Origin of the sequence: Veillonella sp. CHU594 (assembly GCF_003992265.1) — a bacterium.
Lineage (GTDB): Bacteria > Bacillota > Negativicutes > Veillonellales > Veillonellaceae > F0422.
This window is the reverse complement of sequence record NZ_RQVB01000003.1, coordinates 70,620-88,567: the sequence shown is the minus strand read 5'-3', so window position 1 is coordinate 88,567 and position 17,948 is coordinate 70,620. Positions and strand designations below refer to the sequence as shown.

16 protein-coding genes and 1 riboswitch are annotated in these 17,948 nt (G+C 37.4%); of the genes, 2 read left to right on the top strand and 14 right to left on the bottom strand.

The window, feature by feature from the left end:
* Positions 1 to 5: 5 nt before the first annotated feature.
* Complete coding sequence (locus EO111_RS02110) at positions 6 to 1,739, bottom strand: ABC transporter ATP-binding protein (RefSeq protein WP_127010417.1); 1,734 nt, start codon at positions 1,737 to 1,739, stop codon at positions 6 to 8.
* Positions 1,729 to 3,465 (bottom strand): ABC transporter ATP-binding protein, encoded by a 1,737-nt coding sequence (locus tag EO111_RS02105; protein ID WP_127010415.1) that lies wholly within the window; start codon positions 3,463 to 3,465, stop codon positions 1,729 to 1,731. The genes EO111_RS02110 and EO111_RS02105 overlap by 11 nt, the downstream gene beginning before the upstream one ends.
* Before the next feature lie 124 nt (positions 3,466 to 3,589).
* Here EO111_RS02105 and tpx point away from each other — a divergent pair, with 124 nt between their 5' ends.
* Positions 3,590 to 4,105 carry a thiol peroxidase gene (gene tpx / locus EO111_RS02100; protein WP_126940278.1) on the top strand — a complete coding sequence of 172 codons (516 nt, stop codon included), beginning with the start codon at positions 3,590 to 3,592 and terminating at the stop codon, positions 4,103 to 4,105.
* A 69-nt stretch (positions 4,106 to 4,174) separates the two neighbouring features.
* Positions 4,175 to 4,594: a phosphate-starvation-inducible protein PsiE gene (locus EO111_RS02095; protein ID WP_240642212.1), complete on the top strand. Its 420-nt coding sequence runs from the start codon at positions 4,175 to 4,177 to the stop codon at positions 4,592 to 4,594.
* Positions 4,595 to 4,657: 63 nt separating this feature from the next.
* On the opposite strand, the gene EO111_RS02090 is transcribed toward EO111_RS02095, so the two are convergent.
* The 12 genes from EO111_RS02090 to ribD form a co-directional block, all read right to left on the bottom strand.
* Positions 4,658 to 6,553 (bottom strand): glutamine synthetase, encoded by a 1,896-nt coding sequence (locus tag EO111_RS02090; protein ID WP_127010413.1) that lies wholly within the window; start codon positions 6,551 to 6,553, stop codon positions 4,658 to 4,660.
* A gap of 119 nt (positions 6,554 to 6,672) precedes the next feature.
* On the bottom strand, positions 6,673 to 7,125 hold the full coding sequence (locus EO111_RS02085; protein WP_062402848.1) for a GatB/YqeY domain-containing protein: 453 nt from the start codon (positions 7,123 to 7,125) through the stop codon (positions 6,673 to 6,675).
* Between the two features lie 20 nt (positions 7,126 to 7,145).
* Positions 7,146 to 7,325, bottom strand: a complete 180-nt coding sequence (rpsU, locus tag EO111_RS02080; protein WP_009353131.1) for a 30S ribosomal protein S21 — start codon at positions 7,323 to 7,325, stop codon at positions 7,146 to 7,148.
* A gap of 124 nt (positions 7,326 to 7,449) precedes the next feature.
* A complete protein-coding gene (locus tag EO111_RS02075; protein ID WP_127010411.1) occupies positions 7,450 to 9,597 on the bottom strand; it encodes a TonB-dependent siderophore receptor in 2,148 nt (715 codons plus the stop codon).
* Between the two features lie 20 nt (positions 9,598 to 9,617).
* Complete coding sequence (locus tag EO111_RS02070) at positions 9,618 to 10,568, bottom strand: ABC transporter substrate-binding protein (protein WP_127010409.1); 951 nt, start codon at positions 10,566 to 10,568, stop codon at positions 9,618 to 9,620.
* A gap of 291 nt (positions 10,569 to 10,859) precedes the next feature.
* Positions 10,860 to 12,137: an amidohydrolase gene (locus EO111_RS02065; protein WP_127010407.1), complete on the bottom strand. Its 1,278-nt coding sequence runs from the start codon at positions 12,135 to 12,137 to the stop codon at positions 10,860 to 10,862.
* A gap of 9 nt (positions 12,138 to 12,146) precedes the next feature.
* The gene (gene mtnA, locus EO111_RS02060; protein ID WP_062402860.1) at positions 12,147 to 13,199 is read right to left on the bottom strand and encodes an S-methyl-5-thioribose-1-phosphate isomerase; all 1,053 of its coding nucleotides are present in this window, start codon (positions 13,197 to 13,199) and stop codon (positions 12,147 to 12,149) included.
* Between the two features lie 28 nt (positions 13,200 to 13,227).
* A complete protein-coding gene (gene hslO / locus EO111_RS02055; RefSeq protein ID WP_127010405.1) occupies positions 13,228 to 14,100 on the bottom strand; it encodes an Hsp33 family molecular chaperone HslO in 873 nt (290 codons plus the stop codon).
* A 14-nt stretch (positions 14,101 to 14,114) separates the two neighbouring features.
* Positions 14,115 to 14,579 (bottom strand): 6,7-dimethyl-8-ribityllumazine synthase, encoded by a 465-nt coding sequence (gene ribE / locus EO111_RS02050; RefSeq protein ID WP_127010404.1) that lies wholly within the window; start codon positions 14,577 to 14,579, stop codon positions 14,115 to 14,117.
* A gap of 70 nt (positions 14,580 to 14,649) precedes the next feature.
* Positions 14,650 to 15,846: a bifunctional 3,4-dihydroxy-2-butanone-4-phosphate synthase/GTP cyclohydrolase II gene (locus tag EO111_RS02045; protein WP_127010402.1), complete on the bottom strand. Its 1,197-nt coding sequence runs from the start codon at positions 15,844 to 15,846 to the stop codon at positions 14,650 to 14,652.
* Positions 15,847 to 15,860: 14 nt separating this feature from the next.
* Positions 15,861 to 16,514 (bottom strand): riboflavin synthase, encoded by a 654-nt coding sequence (locus EO111_RS02040; RefSeq protein WP_009353516.1) that lies wholly within the window; start codon positions 16,512 to 16,514, stop codon positions 15,861 to 15,863.
* Positions 16,495 to 17,625, bottom strand: a complete 1,131-nt coding sequence (ribD, locus tag EO111_RS02035) for a bifunctional diaminohydroxyphosphoribosylaminopyrimidine deaminase/5-amino-6-(5-phosphoribosylamino)uracil reductase RibD (RefSeq protein WP_164727602.1) — start codon at positions 17,623 to 17,625, stop codon at positions 16,495 to 16,497. Before ribD ends, EO111_RS02040 begins: the two co-directional genes overlap by 20 nt.
* Positions 17,626 to 17,720: 95 nt before the next feature.
* A riboswitch (FMN riboswitch) is annotated at positions 17,721 to 17,851 on the bottom strand.
* Positions 17,852 to 17,948 lie beyond the last annotated feature (97 nt).

Below are 17,948 nucleotides of genomic sequence, written 5' to 3'. Positions count from 1 at the left end.
TTTCTTTATGCATTCCATAATTGATAGAACAAACCTTTTTGGCCTAGCACTTCCTCTAAGGTACCTTGTTCTACAATTTCACCATCGGATATGACAATAATTTTTGTAGCATCACGTAACGTTGACAAACGATGTGCTATGGCAATCATCGTTTTATCACCTTTCATATCTGCAATCGATTGTTGCAATAATTCTTCTGTGTGACTATCTATATTGGAAGTAGCCTCATCAAATACTAATAATGATTTATTCTGTACCAAGGTTCTAGCCAAAGACAATAATTGGCGTTGTCCCTGTGAAAGTAAAGATCCTAAATATCCTACAGGTGTTTGATATCCCTCTTCCAAACGCTGTACAGAGCTATCTAAATGAGCCCGTTTAGCAGCTTCTTTTATCATTTCTTCTGTAATAGAACTATCAAACAAAGAAATATTCTCTTCAATAGAACCTTTAAACAAATGGGAGTCTTGGAATACATAGCCCATTGATTGGCGTATGATCCTTGCGTCTAATGAACTCAAATCATGTCCATTTATACGAATACATCCTTTCGTAGGCTGTTCAAAACCAAGTAATAATTGCATCATCGTGGACTTACCCCCACCGGATGGACCTGCTATTCCTAAGAATTCCCCCTCCTGTAAGGACCAATTAATATCTTTCAATACGTAATTTTCTGTTCCATCATAAGAAAAATAGACATGATCAAACTCGATAGAATGAATAGAAGAAAATTCTTCTGGTATCACAATATTCTTTTGTACCTGCTTAGTTTCACTTTCCAACATAGGTAAAATACGTTCTGCTCCTGCTAAGGCAGACTGTAAGTTACCATATTTTTCAGCAATTTCTTTGATAGGTTCAAAAATCCGATTAATATATTGTAAAAATGCAAAAACAGTGCCTGCCTCCGTAATAGAATCAAAATATCCAGTCACAGTAAAAATAGCAATAAGAGCTACAAAGAATAATCCATCTACAATTGGCCTAAAAATAGCAAATGTTTTTACCTCAAATAGACCTGCCTCTAGAAACTCTCGACTTACCTTATCATAGCTTTTTTCCATGATAATTTCACCTACATAGGTCTTAATCATCAAAATAGCATTTAACATTTCTTGTACGGATGCATTGGATGCAGCCACTTTACTACGAACGCCTCTGAAAGCTTTTCTGGCATACTTACGATAGATAAAAATAACCCCAGCAAATACAGGCACTAATAGTAATACTATGGTAGCCAATGTAGTGTCTATAAGGAACATAAACGCTAAAATGCCAATAATCTGAAAGATACTACTACTTATTTTTACGAGTACCTCTGTATATAAGGTGCGAATCGACTCTGTATCATTGGTAACTCTTGTCACTAAATTTCCTACAGGATACGCCGTAAACTCTCTAGGACTCATGGTTAATATATTTTCAAAAATTTTATTTCTAATATCATAGATGATACGTTGTCCAAAACTTTGCAAAGCATAGTTTTCAACACCTAATGCAATCATTCCAAACAAAATTAATCCAATATAGGCGACTGCATAATTCGTTATGAGCCCCATATCTTTAGTTGCCACGCCTACATCGATAAATTCTTTCATAATAACTGGTCGTACTAATTGCACTCCTAGCACTAGAAGTAACATAGAAACACCAAGACACATATAGGCCATATACGGTTTTATAAATGTGCACAAATGTAATAGCACATGATAATCTGTTTTTTGTTTAGTTCTCATGGCTATCTCCTCGCTTTTGCAACATCACCAACTGATGATACATACCTTTTTGTTGTAATAATTCTGAATGCGTACCAGATTCAACGATATGACCTTCGTGGAACACATAAATACAATCTGCACCTTCTAAGGCCTCTAAGCGCTGTGAAATGCATATAATAGTTTGTTCTGTATTAGATCGCAATGTGTCTAAGATATGACATAAACTATGAGCATCTAAAGCAGAGAAAGCATCATCTAAAAGCAAGTAAGGAGCATCTTTAAAGAATGCACGAGCCAAAGAAATTCGTTGTCGTTGTCCTCCAGATACATCGGTACCACCTTCTTCTAAGTGATCATACTTACGATTTCCTTCAATACGTTCCTCTAAATCTCTAAACAAACCCGCCCGTTGAGCAGCTTCTTCAATAGTCATTGACAAATCTTTTCCCTTTGTATAACCAAATTGAATATTCTCTCTAATGGATACACTTAGTAAAGAAGGCGTGGATGATGCATAGGCGATACTATGACGTAATGTACTAAGCGGAATATCTTGAATATCGGTAGAACCAAAATAGATACTATGTTTAGGGGCATGCTGAATATCCAATAATAATTTAAATAAAGTAGACTTCCCCGATCCAGGTCCACCAACGATACCAATAAAAGCTCCTTTGGGAATATGCATAGATACATCTTTTAAAATTGGTTCCTTGCTAGTAGCATAGGCGAAGTTTAACCCCTCTATATGTATATCTTCTAGTGGTAAGTGCCCTACTTGTTCTTGAATTTCTTCCTGAGGAAGTTCAAAAAACTCTTCCATTCGTTCCAAGGAGGCCAAGCCTTTTTGCAATACAGTTGTTAAAGAGCCAATCGCCATGATTGGTCCTATAACAAGCATGACATACCCATTAAGTGCCACAAATTCGCCTACTGTTAGTTCTCCATTGATGATAGCGTGACCACACACATACATATTAAGTGCATAGCAAACAAAGGGTGCCATATACGTTAATGGAGTCAGTAAGGAATCAATACGCACCACATCTAGATTATTTTCATAGTTCTTTTCATTCACTTTTATAAACCGTTTCCAGCTTGTATACTCCTTGTTGAATGCACGAATGACTGCCATACCTAAAAATAACTCTTGAGCATATTCTGTCACATCACTGTAGGAACTTTGTGCTTTCTTTTGACGACTTCGTAAATGTTTTGAAAGCTTCAACATGCCATACACAATAAATGGCATCGGCAATATAGTCACCACTGCTAACCAGAGGGACATCTTTTGAACAAGGATACAAAACGCAATGACCCCAAAGAATAAGGCATCTACAAATAACATAACCCCTAATCCCAGAGACACACGTAGAGAGGTTACATCATTTGTCATCAAAGCCATAACTTTTCCTGGACCATGTTCATCATAATAAGATGTAGGAATGCGTAAGGCATGTCGAAATAACTCTCGACGTAAATAAAACTCAAAATTACGGATAGAACCTAGAAGCATATGACGAGAGATAAATTTTAACACAGTAATAACAATGCCTAATACGATAAACCACCATACATACTGCCAGATTCCATCTTTGCCAACATATAATGTATTGATAGCTTCCCCCATCCAAGAAGGAACCAGTAAGAATAACCCATTTATAGTAAGTAGTAATATGATTCCAATAATATATTTATACGAATGATCTTTGAAAAAGTAACGGAATAAATGAAAACCTTTCATAAGTACCCCCATTCTATGATAATTTCGATTTTTTTCGATAAAGTTTATTTACTAATTTTATTGTACCATGTTATAATGTCATTATACAAAAGATAATATTCCGTATTTTAAGGAGGAACATACAATGGAAAAACGTACAGGTGTAGTAACATTTGCAGGTAACCCAATCGCTTTATTAGGTAAAGAAGTAAAAGTAGGTGATAAAGCTCCTGCATTCACACTATTAGACAATGGCTTAGGTGAAAAAACATTAGCTGATTATGCTGGTAAAGTTAAAGTTATTTCTGTAGTACCATCTTTGGATACTGGCGTATGTGATGCGCAAACTCGTTGGTTTAATCAAAACGTTTCTAAATTAGGTGAAAACGTTGTTGTATTGACAGTATCTGTAGACTTACCATTCGCTCAAAAACGTTGGTGTGGTGCTGCTGGTATCGACCAAGTTGAAACTTTATCTGACCACCGCGATCTTTCTTTCGGCGAAAATTATGGTTTCATTCTTGAAGGCTTACGCTTATTATCTCGTGGTATCGTTGTCATCGACAAAGACGACGTAGTTCGTTATGTAGAATACGTGCCAGAAGTAACATCTGCTGTTAACTTCGATGCAGCTGAAGCGGCAACTAAAGCGTTAGTTTAATTGTTACTGAGTAAATACATAAGGGTGCAGTGATTCGTCACTCCACCCTTTTTTATTGGAAAGGTCCAAATGAATTATTTTTTGCAACAAGTATCTACATTTTTTCAGTGGGTTCTAAACTTCACTCTATTCTCTATCGGCATTGTATTAACCGTAGCTGTTTTGAATACAGCATTTCATATTGTAACGCTCATACCAGGTTTATTCACAACCGAAGTAGCATATATTACATTTTTAGAAGAAATTATTAATTTCTTTCTATTCTTTGAGTTTCTATCATTAGTGGTGAAATATTTTAAAAATAACTTCCACTTTCCTCTTCGGTACTTTATCTACATTGGTATCACAGCTATCATTCGACTGATCATCGTATCTCATGAATCTGCTATAGATTTATTTCTTTGGTCTTCTGCTATCTTGGCCTTAGTCATCAGTTTAGTATTAGTCGTTCGATATGGTAAAGAGCCTAATACTGGCGAAAGATTATAGATTATCATAGTAAAAGGACTGAACACAATGTTGTGGTCAGTCCTTTTTTATACTAAGTACCTATTATAGAATATTACGAGTATACTCTGTATACAACGCTTCTAATTCAAGCACTTTTTCATTCATTTCAACTTGTAATGTAGACGCTATATCATAATCACCTTTTGCTAATGCATCAGTGATGCGCGTAAATAAAGATTTGCTATCTACACTATCTTTTGCCAAGTATAAACGCAATGTATTGACTTTATTCCAGTTCGCACTATCAAATGCATCTGCAGAGTCATGAACTGCTTGTAAAGAACGCACTAATTGAATGTTAGCAGGTACAATACGATTCGCTAATTCTAATGTCCAACGTTTTAAAATACCAGCCATGAAAGAATCCATCAAATCTTGTTCAAAAGCACCACCTAGTGTTAAGGATGCTACTTTTTCTGGGTTGTTTGTATAACCTTGGATATTTTCCCATACAGTAGCTGGCGCTTTACCGAATTTACGATCACGCTCTTCTTGTGTTAAATCATCAAATACGTCCACTTCAGAACGATATTCACGAGATGCTTCTAAATAGTCTGCAGCTTCCCCTTCTTTTTTGGACAATTCTGCCAAAATTGCTTCCGGTACTTTACCAGATGTAATGACATACTTCATACCATCAAATGCAGACAAATAAATCAATGCTAATGCAGTATATGTATTCGTATATGGGTTTGGAGAACGCAATTCAAAACGTGTTGCCATCGGTGTATCTACATCGCGAATTAATCCGCAAAGGATAGTACGATTACGGCTTGGCAAGGCAGGATCTGTACCCAAGGATGTTACGATACATACAGGTGCTTCAAAGCCTGGTTTTAAGCGGTTCAAGGAGTCTGTTGTGGAGGAAATAAATGGATTGATAGCTTCGTAGTGTTTTAATAAACCCATAATAGCACCATATGCCAATGGGCTAGCATGTTCTTTTCGTAAATCCGCTGGGGAGAACAAATTGTGGACTTTGCCATTTTTCATTTTCACCATTACACCAAAATGTGTATGCTCCCCAGAACCTGCTACACCGATGATTGGTTTCGCATTAAAAGTAACATCTAAACCATTTTCACGGAACACTTCACGAACAATGATACGGGCTTGTAATTCATTATCTGCTGTTTGCAATGGATTATTTGTATATTTCCAGTCAATTTCTAATTGTTCTAATACCCAGTCCACATTACCTTCATCGTCAAGTTTGGCTTTTACCCCGCCTACTTCTTTATGGCCCATTTCTGCATGTAAACCATATTTATCCAATAAGGATACTGCTTTTTCTAAAGCTGTGCGTACGGAACCATGGGTACGTTGCCAGTATTGCTCTTGTAGTTTTTGAGATACGGATAACGCTTTTGCATCTACATTTCTGGACGGTGTTTTCACCCAAAATTCCAATTCTGTAGCAGAAGTGAAAATAACATCTGCAATTTCATTAGCATCAATAAATTCCATACCTTTTACTTGGTTCGCTTGTAATAATTTCATCAATTTTTCTTTTACATATTCACAGCTACGTTTTAAGATAGAACGAGAGTCTACATAACGATCACAGTGTTTTAAGAATGCTGGAATACGAAGTGTACCAGTTGGTTTACCTGTTTTTTCATCAATATGTTCATAGTTATAGTCTACAAACCAATTCACACTTGGATCGCCCCACATATCTACACGGGCATTGTTCAATGTTGCAATATTAGTTAATACAACAGAGGAACCATCTGTTTGTACCGCACGACCTTCAAAAAAAGATTCATAATCATCAAAGAATTGCTCCATTGGAATTTTTTCATCTGTATCATTACCTGCAAGATCAACCCCTACTAAAGATACAAAACGAATTTCTGGATGTTGTTCTAGTAAGGCAAGAACACCTTCTTTACCATATTGGCCCGCTGGAATGTAGTATAATAATTCTTTGCTCATGATAAACCTCCTCATAATAAACAAAAAGACTCTAAGAAACTATGTTTCTTAGAGTCCTCATTGACTTAGTATTATATTATGCGATTATAGTAACATAATCAAATAAGTCTGTCAACTCATTAGTTGACTTTTGCAAGTTCTTCTTTGACAATTGCATTGACTAACTTGCCATCTGCACAGCCCTTAGTCTTTGGCATTACCAATGGCATAAGGTCACCCATCTTAATCGGTGCAGTCAGGGTGGAAATCGCTTCTACCACAATGTGACGAATTTCTTCCTCACTTAATTGGGCAGGCAAATATTTTGCTAATACTTCCATCTCAGCTTTTACTTGAGCAATCAAGTCATCACGATGACCCTTCTCAAACTCTGCTAAAGAATCTTGACGAATTTTCATTTCCTTCGCTAATATAGCGATAATATCTGAATCTTCTAATTCAATTTTCTTATCGATTTCTGTATTTTTTATGGCGCTATTTACCATGCGAATGACTGAAAGAGCAACCTTACCCGCTTCGCGAGCTTTCATAGCTTCTTTCATATCTGTTTTAAGCTGATCTTTTAAGGACATGTTGTACCTCCAAGATTGACTTACGCTTTGAATTTGCGTTTTCTTGCTGCTTCAGATTTTTTCTTTCTTTTTACGCTTGGTTTTTCGTAATGTTCGCGTTTGCGTACTTCAGATAAAACACCTGCTTTTTGGCAGGAGCGTTTAAAACGACGAAGTGCACTTTCAAGCGATTCATTTTTACCGACTTTAATTTCTGACATCTATATCCCCCCCTCCAAAACGTATAATGGAAGTGCAGGTAATTTATATACGCACATACAGATATTATAAGCAGTTGACATATATTTGTCAAGCCTAGTCCCCTATACTCTCTAGGATTTTATCTTACCAGGTCATTTCCATACCCATGCGATACATACGACCATCAATATACAAATCATGAACTTCACGATTTAATAGATTATCAATTCCTATGTAGGCAGATAATCCATTATTCCATTTTTTATTGACACTGAAATTTAATGTATTAAAAGAGTATTCATTATAACTATTAGTACCGCGATTTCGCGCTTCTTCAAAACCATATTTATGTGTAAAGCTATTCCATAATACAGCACTATATCCATTGGATTTATGGTCATCATAAATCAGCTGTAACGTGCTAATAGAACGCGGACGATTACTTAAACGTTCATGAGTACTCATATCTTTGGCATCCACCAAATTATAAGTACCTTTTACTATAAATTTATCGGTTAATTTATGACCTAAAGTGACTTCAAAACCTTGTATTTTTGCTTTACCAACATTGTAGTATTCATGGCGTTGTGATACTCCTACCACATCTGATTGGATCCGATGACTATCAATTAGATTCCTTACTCTTGTATGATAATAGGAGGCTTTACCAAATGTTTTACCACGTTCAGCTTCTAAGGCAACATCCAAAGATGTAGAAGTTTCAGGTTTTAAATTTGGATTTCCTACAATATTCAACACTCCCATTGGTGTTGTGTGGAACATATTTAAGTATAATTCTGAAATACTTGGTGCTTTGTATCCTTTACCAAAGTTAAATTTCACCCGCGTATGTGTATCGATTCCATAGACTACACCCACTTTTGGTGTTACATTATGCCCAAATTGACTATTATGTTCATACCGAATAGCTGGTGTGAAAGATAGTTTTGGATTTACTTGCCATAAATCTTCTACATAGGTTGCCCAAGAATCATAATGAAACTTTTTAGTTTGTTTCATTTTATGTGCATCTAATCCACCTAGGCGTGTACCTTCATAGATAACACGTCGATACTCACCACCAAATGTTACATTATGATGATCCCCTACATACATAGTGTCCTTTCCTTCGAGGACAATATTTTTGTATTTAGCCGTATCGTAATCATTAGCTGGATATAAGGACTGATAATCAAACTTCAATGATGTTGGTGGTGTTGATGGTTTACTTGGCATCATCACATTAATAATACCTTCAGGTAAAGTACGGTCATCTGTCATTAGATAATTTTTATCTAATTGACTATAGTAGGTAGAAATTTCATAGGTGTTTTTTGCAGTCTTACCTGTATAGGTAATTCCAGTTTGAATACTTTTATTATTAAACTGCTCTTGCTTATTTAAATTCACAGGAACTATTTTGGCCCCTGCCATAAATACCATTCCACTTTTATGGAATACAGTTGCATATTTATCAGCATTATCAGTTTGTAGTTTTTCTTTAAAATAACTGAAATCTACTTTAATTTTATTTTGGTTAGCATTTTTTAAATCATAAATAACACTACTATTATAGGATTGTTTATGTCCATACATGATACGACGATATCCTTCTGTATAGCCTGTTAATTGTTTTGTTCTCGCATTGAAAGTCTGATCTGCCATATGTCGATTAATAGGTCTTTCTTTCGTCACATTCACATTGATACTTGCATTCCAACGACCTTGAGTCCCACTATTAAACGTATAATGTGCTTGCTCATGTTTAGTACCGCTAGATACACCAAAAGATTGTGACATATCGGTAGGCTGCTTCGTAATAATATTAATGATACCGCCCATAGCATCTGAGCCATATAAAGCAGAGGATGATCCACGGACAATTTCAATGCGATCCACTTGGTCTAAATTAATGCGGCGCAAAGTGTACACATTCGTCGTATTGGATGCATCTTCACCGGCTAAGCGGCGGCCGTTTACGAGCACAAGGGAATGGCGTGATTCCATACCACGAATCATTACCTGATTACCAGTCATGCCTGCTTCTGATAAATTAATATTATCAGCTAATTGTAAAGCACTTTCTACTGTATCTGCCCCTAATCGTTTCATATCTGATTGAGTAATAACTTGTACCGCAGCAGGACTATTTTTAATAGTTTCTTCTCGTTTTGATGCCGTAATAACTACTATATTATTATCACTTGTATCCATTGCATGTGTTACATATACAGGTGCTAATAAAGTACTGAAAATAGCTCCACATAAGGATGCTTTTAAAAGTTTATTCATGATAAAACCTCCTAATACATTTATTCATATAATGCTTTGTACATTAATTCCAGTGTTTGCGTAATCCGTGTACCAGGATTCAAGGCAAATAAACCACCCGGCACATAGTGAATCTGCCCCGTTTCTACAGCTTTTACATGTTGCCATGCTGGATTCGACTGCATCTCTTTCAAAAAGGATTCCTTAATCGATGGGTCTGGGTACATAACAACAAAAATAATTCGCTCAGGATTTTGTTCCTGTATAAATTCTAAACTCAATGGCACATAAGGGGCTTCACTCTTCATATATTTACCAATATTATCGGCACCTAATGTATCTAACAATTTACCGCTGAAAGAATGATCTGTGCTGACGTTTAGATTACCTGGTGTACCCAGTAACAACAATGTTTTAGGATGTGGCTTATCCTTTATTTTCCCTTGATAGTCTGAAAATACAGTATTAATTTTCTCTATTTGCACCTTGCTTATATCTGGATGGTTCGTTAGCTCGCCGAATAGTTGCAAGGACCGATTGACATCTTCAAAGGAATCTAAATCATTAATATACAAAGGAATGTTCGCCGATGTTAAAGCCTCCCGAAGTTTTATATGATTTGCTATATTCATACCAATCACCAAATCTGGATGTAGACTAATAATCTTTTCTACATCTGGATTATATGTATTCCCTACAGAGGGAATGTTTTTTACCTTTTCTTGTAACTCTCCTGTCAAAGAGGCAGCATCCATACGCCCCACAATAGTTCCTTCAACGGCCAAATACATATCAATATTGGCTGTATTTAAGATGACAACCCGTTTGGGATGACTTGGCATAGTCACAGAAGTTCCCGTCTTGTCAATTTCCGTTCTTGTTGATGTCTCTTGAGTCACTGCTGTTGGCGTATCAGCAGTCCAAGAGCACCCTGATAGCACCATCAAACCACATAGAACAGAGGCACAAGCTACTGCATTCCACAATCGCATTAGTTTCCTCCTAATAAAAAAATCCACTTTCCCTAAGGAAAATGGAACTTATCCGAATACTATATATTGAGCACTTGCTCACTTGTTACTTAAATTTACAAATTGTTAAATCAATTATTTTTATAATATAATAGTTGATAATTTTTGTCAATTAAAAGCGAGGCCATAAAGACCTCGCTTATATAGGTTATACCTATTAAACTTTCATATTATTAGAACCCTACTATGACCCATGATCACAGCATAGGAATTATATATAACTACTATGCCGGGATACACTGATGGATAGCATTACCCTTGAAAGATCGCCTGCGCTTGTTGTATTTCATAACGCAACTTTTCTTCATCAATGGTGAGAAGTTCTTTATCTTTCATCACTACTTTACCACCTACTAATACAGTATTAGCATCGGAAGAGTTAGCGGCATAGACTAAAGAGGCTACATCATTATACCGTGGTTGCCAGTGCAATCCAGATGTATCGTAGAGAACAATATCTGCCCGGTATCCTGCATCTAATACACCAAGATCATCATAATCTAATGCTTTGGCACCCATGACTGTACCAAGCTCCCAAGCCGTTTGAGCAGGTATTGCCAATGGATCGTATAAACGAGCTTTATGTAGCATAGCTGCTAAACGCACTTCTTCTAGCATATCTGCATTATTGTTACTAGCAGAACCATCTGTACCTAAGCCTACCACAATTCCTTTAGCAAGCATTTCTGGCACTGGTGCAATACCACTGGCTAATTTTAAATTCGATTGTGGATTATGAGCTACACGAACAGATTTTTCTTTCATAATATCCATATCTTCATCTGTTACATGCACACAATGGGCTGCTAAACAACCTAAATCAAACAAGCCTAAGTCATTCATATGTGCAATAGGAGTTTTACCAGTAGCTTTTATAACATTTTCCACTTCTCCTTTTGTTTCACTTAAATGCATATGAACTTGTGCCCCTAAATCATGACCTAATTGAACCACTCGTTCTAAATAAGTATCGGGACAAGTATATGGTGCATGAGGACCTAGCATAACTTTAATTTGCTGCTGATTATATCCATGATAGTTAAGGAATAATTCTCTACTTTCTACTAAAGCTTGTTCTGCCGTAGGTGCCACACCAGCCATACCACGAGATAAAACGGCACGAATACCTGTTTCTTTCACAGCCTCAGCCGTCTGATCCATAAAGAAATACATATCACTAAAACAAGTAGTACCAGAACGGAACATTTCTGCAATACCTAACTGTGTACCCCAATAGACTAAGTGATTATTCAATTTAGCTTCCGCTGGCCAGATGGCAGTTTGTAACCAATCCATTAACTCCAAATCATCTGCGTAATTACGCAATAAGCCCATAGCAATATGAGTATGCGTATTTACCATTCCTGGGGCTGCTAGCATACCTTTACCATCAATCACTTCTTTAGCTTGAGGTACAGCATCATTAGAAACAAATTCTTTAATATATCCATTTTCAATGACAATGGCTATATCTCTTACAATTGAATTTTCTTGTAACACATCTACATGTGTGATAACAACATCAACCATGTTCAACTCCTATTTCCTTTTCTTTTCTTGTAAATTGCGAATACTTTCGTTAAACGGAGGTCGTAATACGCCTTCTTCTGTGATAATAGCGGTCACTAAATCATGAGGTGTTACATCAAAAGCCGGATTCAATACTTCAATGCCTTGCGGTGCCGAAGGAACGCCTTGGAATTGCAGTACCTCTTGAGGATTACGCATTTCAATAGGAATATCATTACCACTTGCCATAGAGAAATCAAATGTACTATACGGAGCAGCTACATAAAATGGAATATTATGATGTTTGGCTAATACGGCAACACTATATGTGCCAATCTTATTGGCCACATCACCTTCTAAAGTAATGCGGTCAGCCCCCACAATCACTGCATCAATAAGACCCTGTTGCATAGCATAACCAGCCATATTATCTGTTTGTAATGTCACAGGAATACCATCTTCATGAAGTTCAAAAGCAGTTAGTCGAGACCCCTGCAATAACGGTCTTGTTTCATCTGCATACACACGATCCAATTTACCTTGTGCATGGACTTCTCGAATCACTCCTAATGCGGTGCCTATCCCTGCTGTAGCCAAAGCTCCTGCATTACAATGTGTCAAAATACGATATGTTTCTTTATCTTGGAATAATGTAGCTCCATGTTTTGCCATACTTTCATTTAAGGCAACATCTTCAGTATCAATAGCGATAGCTTCTTTTACAAGAACCGCATCTAACTCGCCAATATCGCCTGTGAAAGTATCTACAATACGCAATACTCGATCAATAGCCCACATTAAATTAACAGCTGTCGGTCTAGTTTGGCGTAAGGTTTCCGCAAAAGCTCTAAATTCAGACAAAATCTCTGCACTAGCCCCACCACGATGATAGCTCTCACGGAAGGCAAGAATTAATCCATAGGCAGCTGATACACCAATAGCAGGGGCCCCGCGCACACGAAGCATTTTAATGGCTTCAGCCACTTGACGCCAGTCAGTACAACGTACATATTCCACAGATGCAGGTAATTTCGTTTGATCTAAGATAATAACTTCTGATCCATTCCATTCAATACTTTTCATACTGGTCCCTCCATAGAAACAAGTAGCATTAATGTGTTTCTTCGATTAATAAGGTTTGCATGTCTTCCTTAGAAAAGCGATATTTTTCATTACAGTAGTGACAAGTTAATTCTGTCACTTCATCTTGAGCTAATTCTTGTTTATCATGCATTGGCAAACTTGCTAATCGGTCAAAAAATCGTTCCCGACTACAAGGACATGCGAAATGAATACGCTCACTATAGACTTCTTGTACAGTAAATCCATCCAAAATGCGTTCCATCAAGTGTTCCGCATTAGGATTTGCTTTCAAATAATTAGTCACAGGTCCAATAGTTTTCAAATTTGCTTCAATTGTATCAAATGCATCATTTGTTACATCTGGTAAAGCTTGTACTAAAAAGCCACCTGCCACAATAGTATGATAATCTGGATCTACTAATACACCAAGACTTAATACAGATCCCACTTGTTCAGACATAGCTAGATAATAAGCTAAATCTTCCGCCACTTCACCTGTTTGAATAGGGCTTTGGGAAGTATAGTTTTGACGAAGTTTAGTAAAGCGAGTCACTTGAACCTCTCCATTACGCCCTACAGCAGCCCCTACATCAAGCTTTCCTTCTCGCAATAGTGGTACATCTACATGCGGATGGTCCACATATCCTCGTACAGTGTTATTACTGAATGCATCCACATGAACAATGCCCAAAGGTCCATCACCACGCAATCGGATACTTACATTTTCATCATTTTTAAAATCACTAGCCATTAGCATAGCCCCAGTCATAGTACGACCTAACGCAGCTGTTGCTACCGGCCACAAATCATGGCGAACTCTCGCCTCTTCTACAGTATCAGTAGTTACGGCAATGGATAGCCGCAACCCTTCTGCTGTTGTATAACGTTTAATAAAATCCACGGATATCCTTCTTTCTACATAGATTCCAATAGATTGATCATTTCGATAGCACCCATAGCGCAATCAAATCCTTTATTACCGGCTTTTGTACCGGCACGTTCGATAGCTTGTTCAATGTTTTCCGTTGTGACTACACCGAACATAACAGGGACACCGGATTCTAAGGATACATGAGCAATCCCTTTTGCCACTTCGTTACATACATAATCGTAATGCGTTGTAGCACCACGGATGACAGCGCCTAAGCAGATAACAGCATCATACTTACCAGATTTTGCCGCTTTTTGTGCAATCAATGGAATTTCAAAAGCACCTGGTACCCAAATAGTAGTAATGTCACTATCTTGCACGTCATGACGCAACAAGGCATCTTTCGCCCCGCTGATCAATTTAGATGTGATGAACTCATTAAAACGAGAGCCGATAATAGCAAATTTCTTACCTGTACCTATTAATTTACCTTCTTGAATCATTGTCATTCTCCTCTATTTTTATCAGACATATTCAGACCTGAGCGAGCTAATTGCTAGTTGCTAGTTTCATACTTTTTTACAACATATGGCGCATTTTTTCTTTTTTTGTATTCAAATATTTTGCATTAATGCTATTGGCTTTAATCACAATAGGAACACGTTTAGATACTGTAATGCCCCAACGTTCTAAATCTTCTTTCTTTTCTGGATTATTCGTCAACAGCTTAACACTCTTCACGTCTAATTCGCGCAACATTTGTGCCGCTAAGGAATATTCACGCATATCTGGTGGGAATCCTAGTTTCACATTGGCTTCCACTGTATCGTACCCTTGATCTTGTAGTGTATAGGCTTTAATTTTATTCGTTAATCCAATGCCACGCCCTTCTTGACGCATGTAGATAACGATGCCTTCTCCTTGCTCTTCAATAGAGCGCAATGCATTTTCCAATTGTTCCCCACAGTCACAGCGATGAGAACCAAATACATCTCCTGTTAAGCACTCAGAATGAATACGCATCAACACATCAGATTTTCCACGTACATCACCTTTTACAATCATAAGATGTTCTTTGTGATCTACTTCATTTTTAAACACAATGATGCGGAAATCACCGAACTTTGTAGGCAGTTTTGTTTCTGCTGCAATGCTTACTAATCTATCGTGTCGCTTTCTGTATTCCACTAAAGCTTCTACAGAAGCAATCTTTAAATTATGTTTTTTACTGAAAGCCAATAAATCATCCATACGTGACATATAGCCTTCATCATTGGTAATTTCACAAATTGCTGCCGCAGGATATAATCCAGCTAATTTACAAAGGTCAATAGACGCTTCTGTATGGCCCTGGCGTACTAATACTCCACCTTCTTTGTAACGCAATGGAAAAACGTGTCCAGGACGTCTAAAATCTTCTGGTTTTGCATTTGGATCAATAAGTTTTTGCATCGTTATAGCACGTTCTTCTGGAGAAATACCTGTGGTCGTATCCACATAGTCTACTGATACAGTGAACGCTGTTTCATGATTATCCGTATTTTTTTCTACCATTTGATGGATACCAAGACGAATCAAGTCTTTTTCCAACATAGGCGTGCATAGCAAACCTCTAGCCTCTTTGATGATAAAATTTATAGTTTCACGAGTAGCAAATTCAGCAGCCAAAACTAAATCACCTTCGTTTTCACGACTTTCATCATCTACAATAATCACAGGCTTTCCTGCTTTTAAGTCTTCAATTACTTCTTCAATAGAGTTTAATGTATAGGACATAAATATCATCCTTTCTATAAAAAGCCGTTACGCACTAAAGTATCCATCGTCACTGTACTAGTATTAGTAGACTCCAGATGAGTTTCTTTCATAAAATGCTCAATATAACGGCCAAAAATATCTGTTTCTAAGTTCACTGTAGTACCAATAGTAGCATATTGCAAAATAGTGTTTCCAATCGTATGAGGTATAATAGAAATTTCAAACCAACCAGTTCCCACCTTGGAAACAGTCAAACTAGCTCCATCCACAGTGATAGACCCTTTGTATATAACATAGTGTAGAATGGCATCATCGGCAGCAATACGGAACACAATGGAATTACCCACATGATCCTTACCGATAATCTTGCCTTGACCGTCCACATGCCCTGCCACTACGTGGCCACCGAAACGACCGTTGGCAGCCATAGCTCGTTCTAAATTTACCTTACTTCCTGCTGAAAGATTTATTAATGATGTCATTTTAACTGACTCTGGCATCACATCTGCTGTAAATCTTTGGGCTCCTATGTTCGTGGCTGTTAAGCATACACCATTGACCGCTACAGAATCACCAATTCTTAAATCATCGAAAATGATAGTTCCTGCAATTTCAAGGGTAAGCGAGCTTTGGGAACGTTTTACACTCTGTATGGTCCCTATTTCTTCAATGATCCCCGTAAACATAATCGCCTTCTCTTCCTCTTCGATAACTAATTATTTTCATATTATCACCAACAGCCATCACTTCATCAATATCTAGCTGTACTGCTTCGTCTAAACTAGAAAAGCCTAAACCACCCACAGCTGGTGTAGCTCCAATACCTCCAATAATACGATTTCCAATGTAGGTTACCAATTTATCAAAAGATTTAGTTTCTACAAAACTAGCCACCACTTGGCTTCCACCTTCAATAAGCAGGCTCATACATTGACGAGCGCCTAGTTCTTCCAAAATAAAAGAAATATCTAAACCTCTTTCATTGGACGGCGTCACAATAACTTCTGCACCCTTATCACTGAAAGCTCCTATTTGTTCTAGTCCACAGTCTTCTCCAACAAAAATTGTTATATTCCGATTAGGCACTGTCCAAATGGTTGCATCTAGTGGAGTTCTACCTTGAGAATCTAGAATGTATAAATGCGGTTGATTTTCTACGGTTTCTTGTGGAAGACGACAACTTAGTAATGGGTCATCCGCTATAATCGTACCTACCCCTACTAACATAGCATCTACTTCTTTACGAATACGATGACCATCTAGCCTTGCTTCTTCGTTGGTAATCCATTTTGATTCACCACTGGCAGTAGCAATCTTTCCATCTATGGACATAGCAGATTTTAAAATCACGAAAGGCTTACCCGTTTTAATGTATGTAATAAATGCTTCATTCATTTCCACACATTGTCGTTCCAAAACGCCAATCTCCACTTCTATGCCCGCTTCTTGTAGCATAGCTAGGCCTTTACCCGCTACTAATGGATTAGGGTCAATCATACCAATGACAACCCTAGAGATACCTGCAGCTATTACGCGCTTAGCACATGGCGGTGTTTTTCCATAATGTGAGCACGGTTCTAGTGTCACATATAAGGTAGCTCCTCTAGCATCCATACCAGCTTGATGTAATGCATACACCTCTGCATGAGGCTCGCCGGCTTTTTGATGATATCCTTCACCAATGATGCGCCCATCTTTTACAATGATAGCTCCTACCATTGGATTTGGAGATGTACATCCTCTTGCTTTTTCCGCTAATTCAATCGCTTTTGCCATATATTTTTCATCAGTTGTCATATGTGTCATGGCTCACCTCTACACAAAAAAGGGACTATATACATAGTCCCTTTAGCATTCCAAATATTTGATAACATACACAATAGCTATCAATATACTGTCTTTTCCCATCCAGACTTTACTGTCGGTTCCGGAATATCACCGGATCTGCTCTCAAGAGCTTGCGGACTATTATACCGCCGGTCAGGAATTGAGGTTCCCCTCGCACCTTGCCTCAAAGACTTCTTTATTTGATTTTAGTTCTTATCTTTATAAGATGACTTTATTGTATCATAAATTGCTTACTATAGCAATGTAATAAGAAAAACAGCCCTAAAGGGGCT

Excerpts from the sequence above, each read along its gene's own strand:
- EO111_RS02110 (WP_127010417.1), bottom strand. The coding sequence starts at position 1,739 with ATGAGAACTAAACAAAAAACAGATTATCATGTGCTATTACATTTGTGC.
- EO111_RS02105 (WP_127010415.1), bottom strand. The coding sequence starts at position 3,465 with ATGAAAGGTTTTCATTTATTCCGTTACTTTTTCAAAGATCATTCGTAT.
- tpx (WP_126940278.1), top strand. The coding sequence starts at position 3,590 with ATGGAAAAACGTACAGGTGTAGTAACATTTGCAGGTAACCCAATCGCT.
- EO111_RS02095 (WP_240642212.1), top strand. The coding sequence starts at position 4,175 with ATGAATTATTTTTTGCAACAAGTATCTACATTTTTTCAGTGGGTTCTA.
- EO111_RS02090 (WP_127010413.1), bottom strand. The coding sequence starts at position 6,553 with ATGAGCAAAGAATTATTATACTACATTCCAGCGGGCCAATATGGTAAA.
- EO111_RS02085 (WP_062402848.1), bottom strand. The coding sequence starts at position 7,125 with ATGTCCTTAAAAGATCAGCTTAAAACAGATATGAAAGAAGCTATGAAA.
- rpsU (WP_009353131.1), bottom strand. The coding sequence starts at position 7,325 with ATGTCAGAAATTAAAGTCGGTAAAAATGAATCGCTTGAAAGTGCACTT.
- EO111_RS02075 (WP_127010411.1), bottom strand. The coding sequence starts at position 9,597 with ATGAATAAACTTTTAAAAGCATCCTTATGTGGAGCTATTTTCAGTACT.
- EO111_RS02070 (WP_127010409.1), bottom strand. The coding sequence starts at position 10,568 with ATGCGATTGTGGAATGCAGTAGCTTGTGCCTCTGTTCTATGTGGTTTG.
- EO111_RS02065 (WP_127010407.1), bottom strand. The coding sequence starts at position 12,137 with ATGGTTGATGTTGTTATCACACATGTAGATGTGTTACAAGAAAATTCA.
- mtnA (WP_062402860.1), bottom strand. The coding sequence starts at position 13,199 with ATGAAAAGTATTGAATGGAATGGATCAGAAGTTATTATCTTAGATCAA.
- ribE (WP_127010404.1), bottom strand. The coding sequence starts at position 14,579 with ATGACAATGATTCAAGAAGGTAAATTAATAGGTACAGGTAAGAAATTT.
- EO111_RS02045 (WP_127010402.1), bottom strand. The coding sequence starts at position 15,846 with ATGTCCTATACATTAAACTCTATTGAAGAAGTAATTGAAGACTTAAAA.
- EO111_RS02040 (WP_009353516.1), bottom strand. The coding sequence starts at position 16,514 with ATGTTTACGGGGATCATTGAAGAAATAGGGACCATACAGAGTGTAAAA.
- ribD (WP_164727602.1), bottom strand. The coding sequence starts at position 17,625 with ATGACAACTGATGAAAAATATATGGCAAAAGCGATTGAATTAGCGGAA.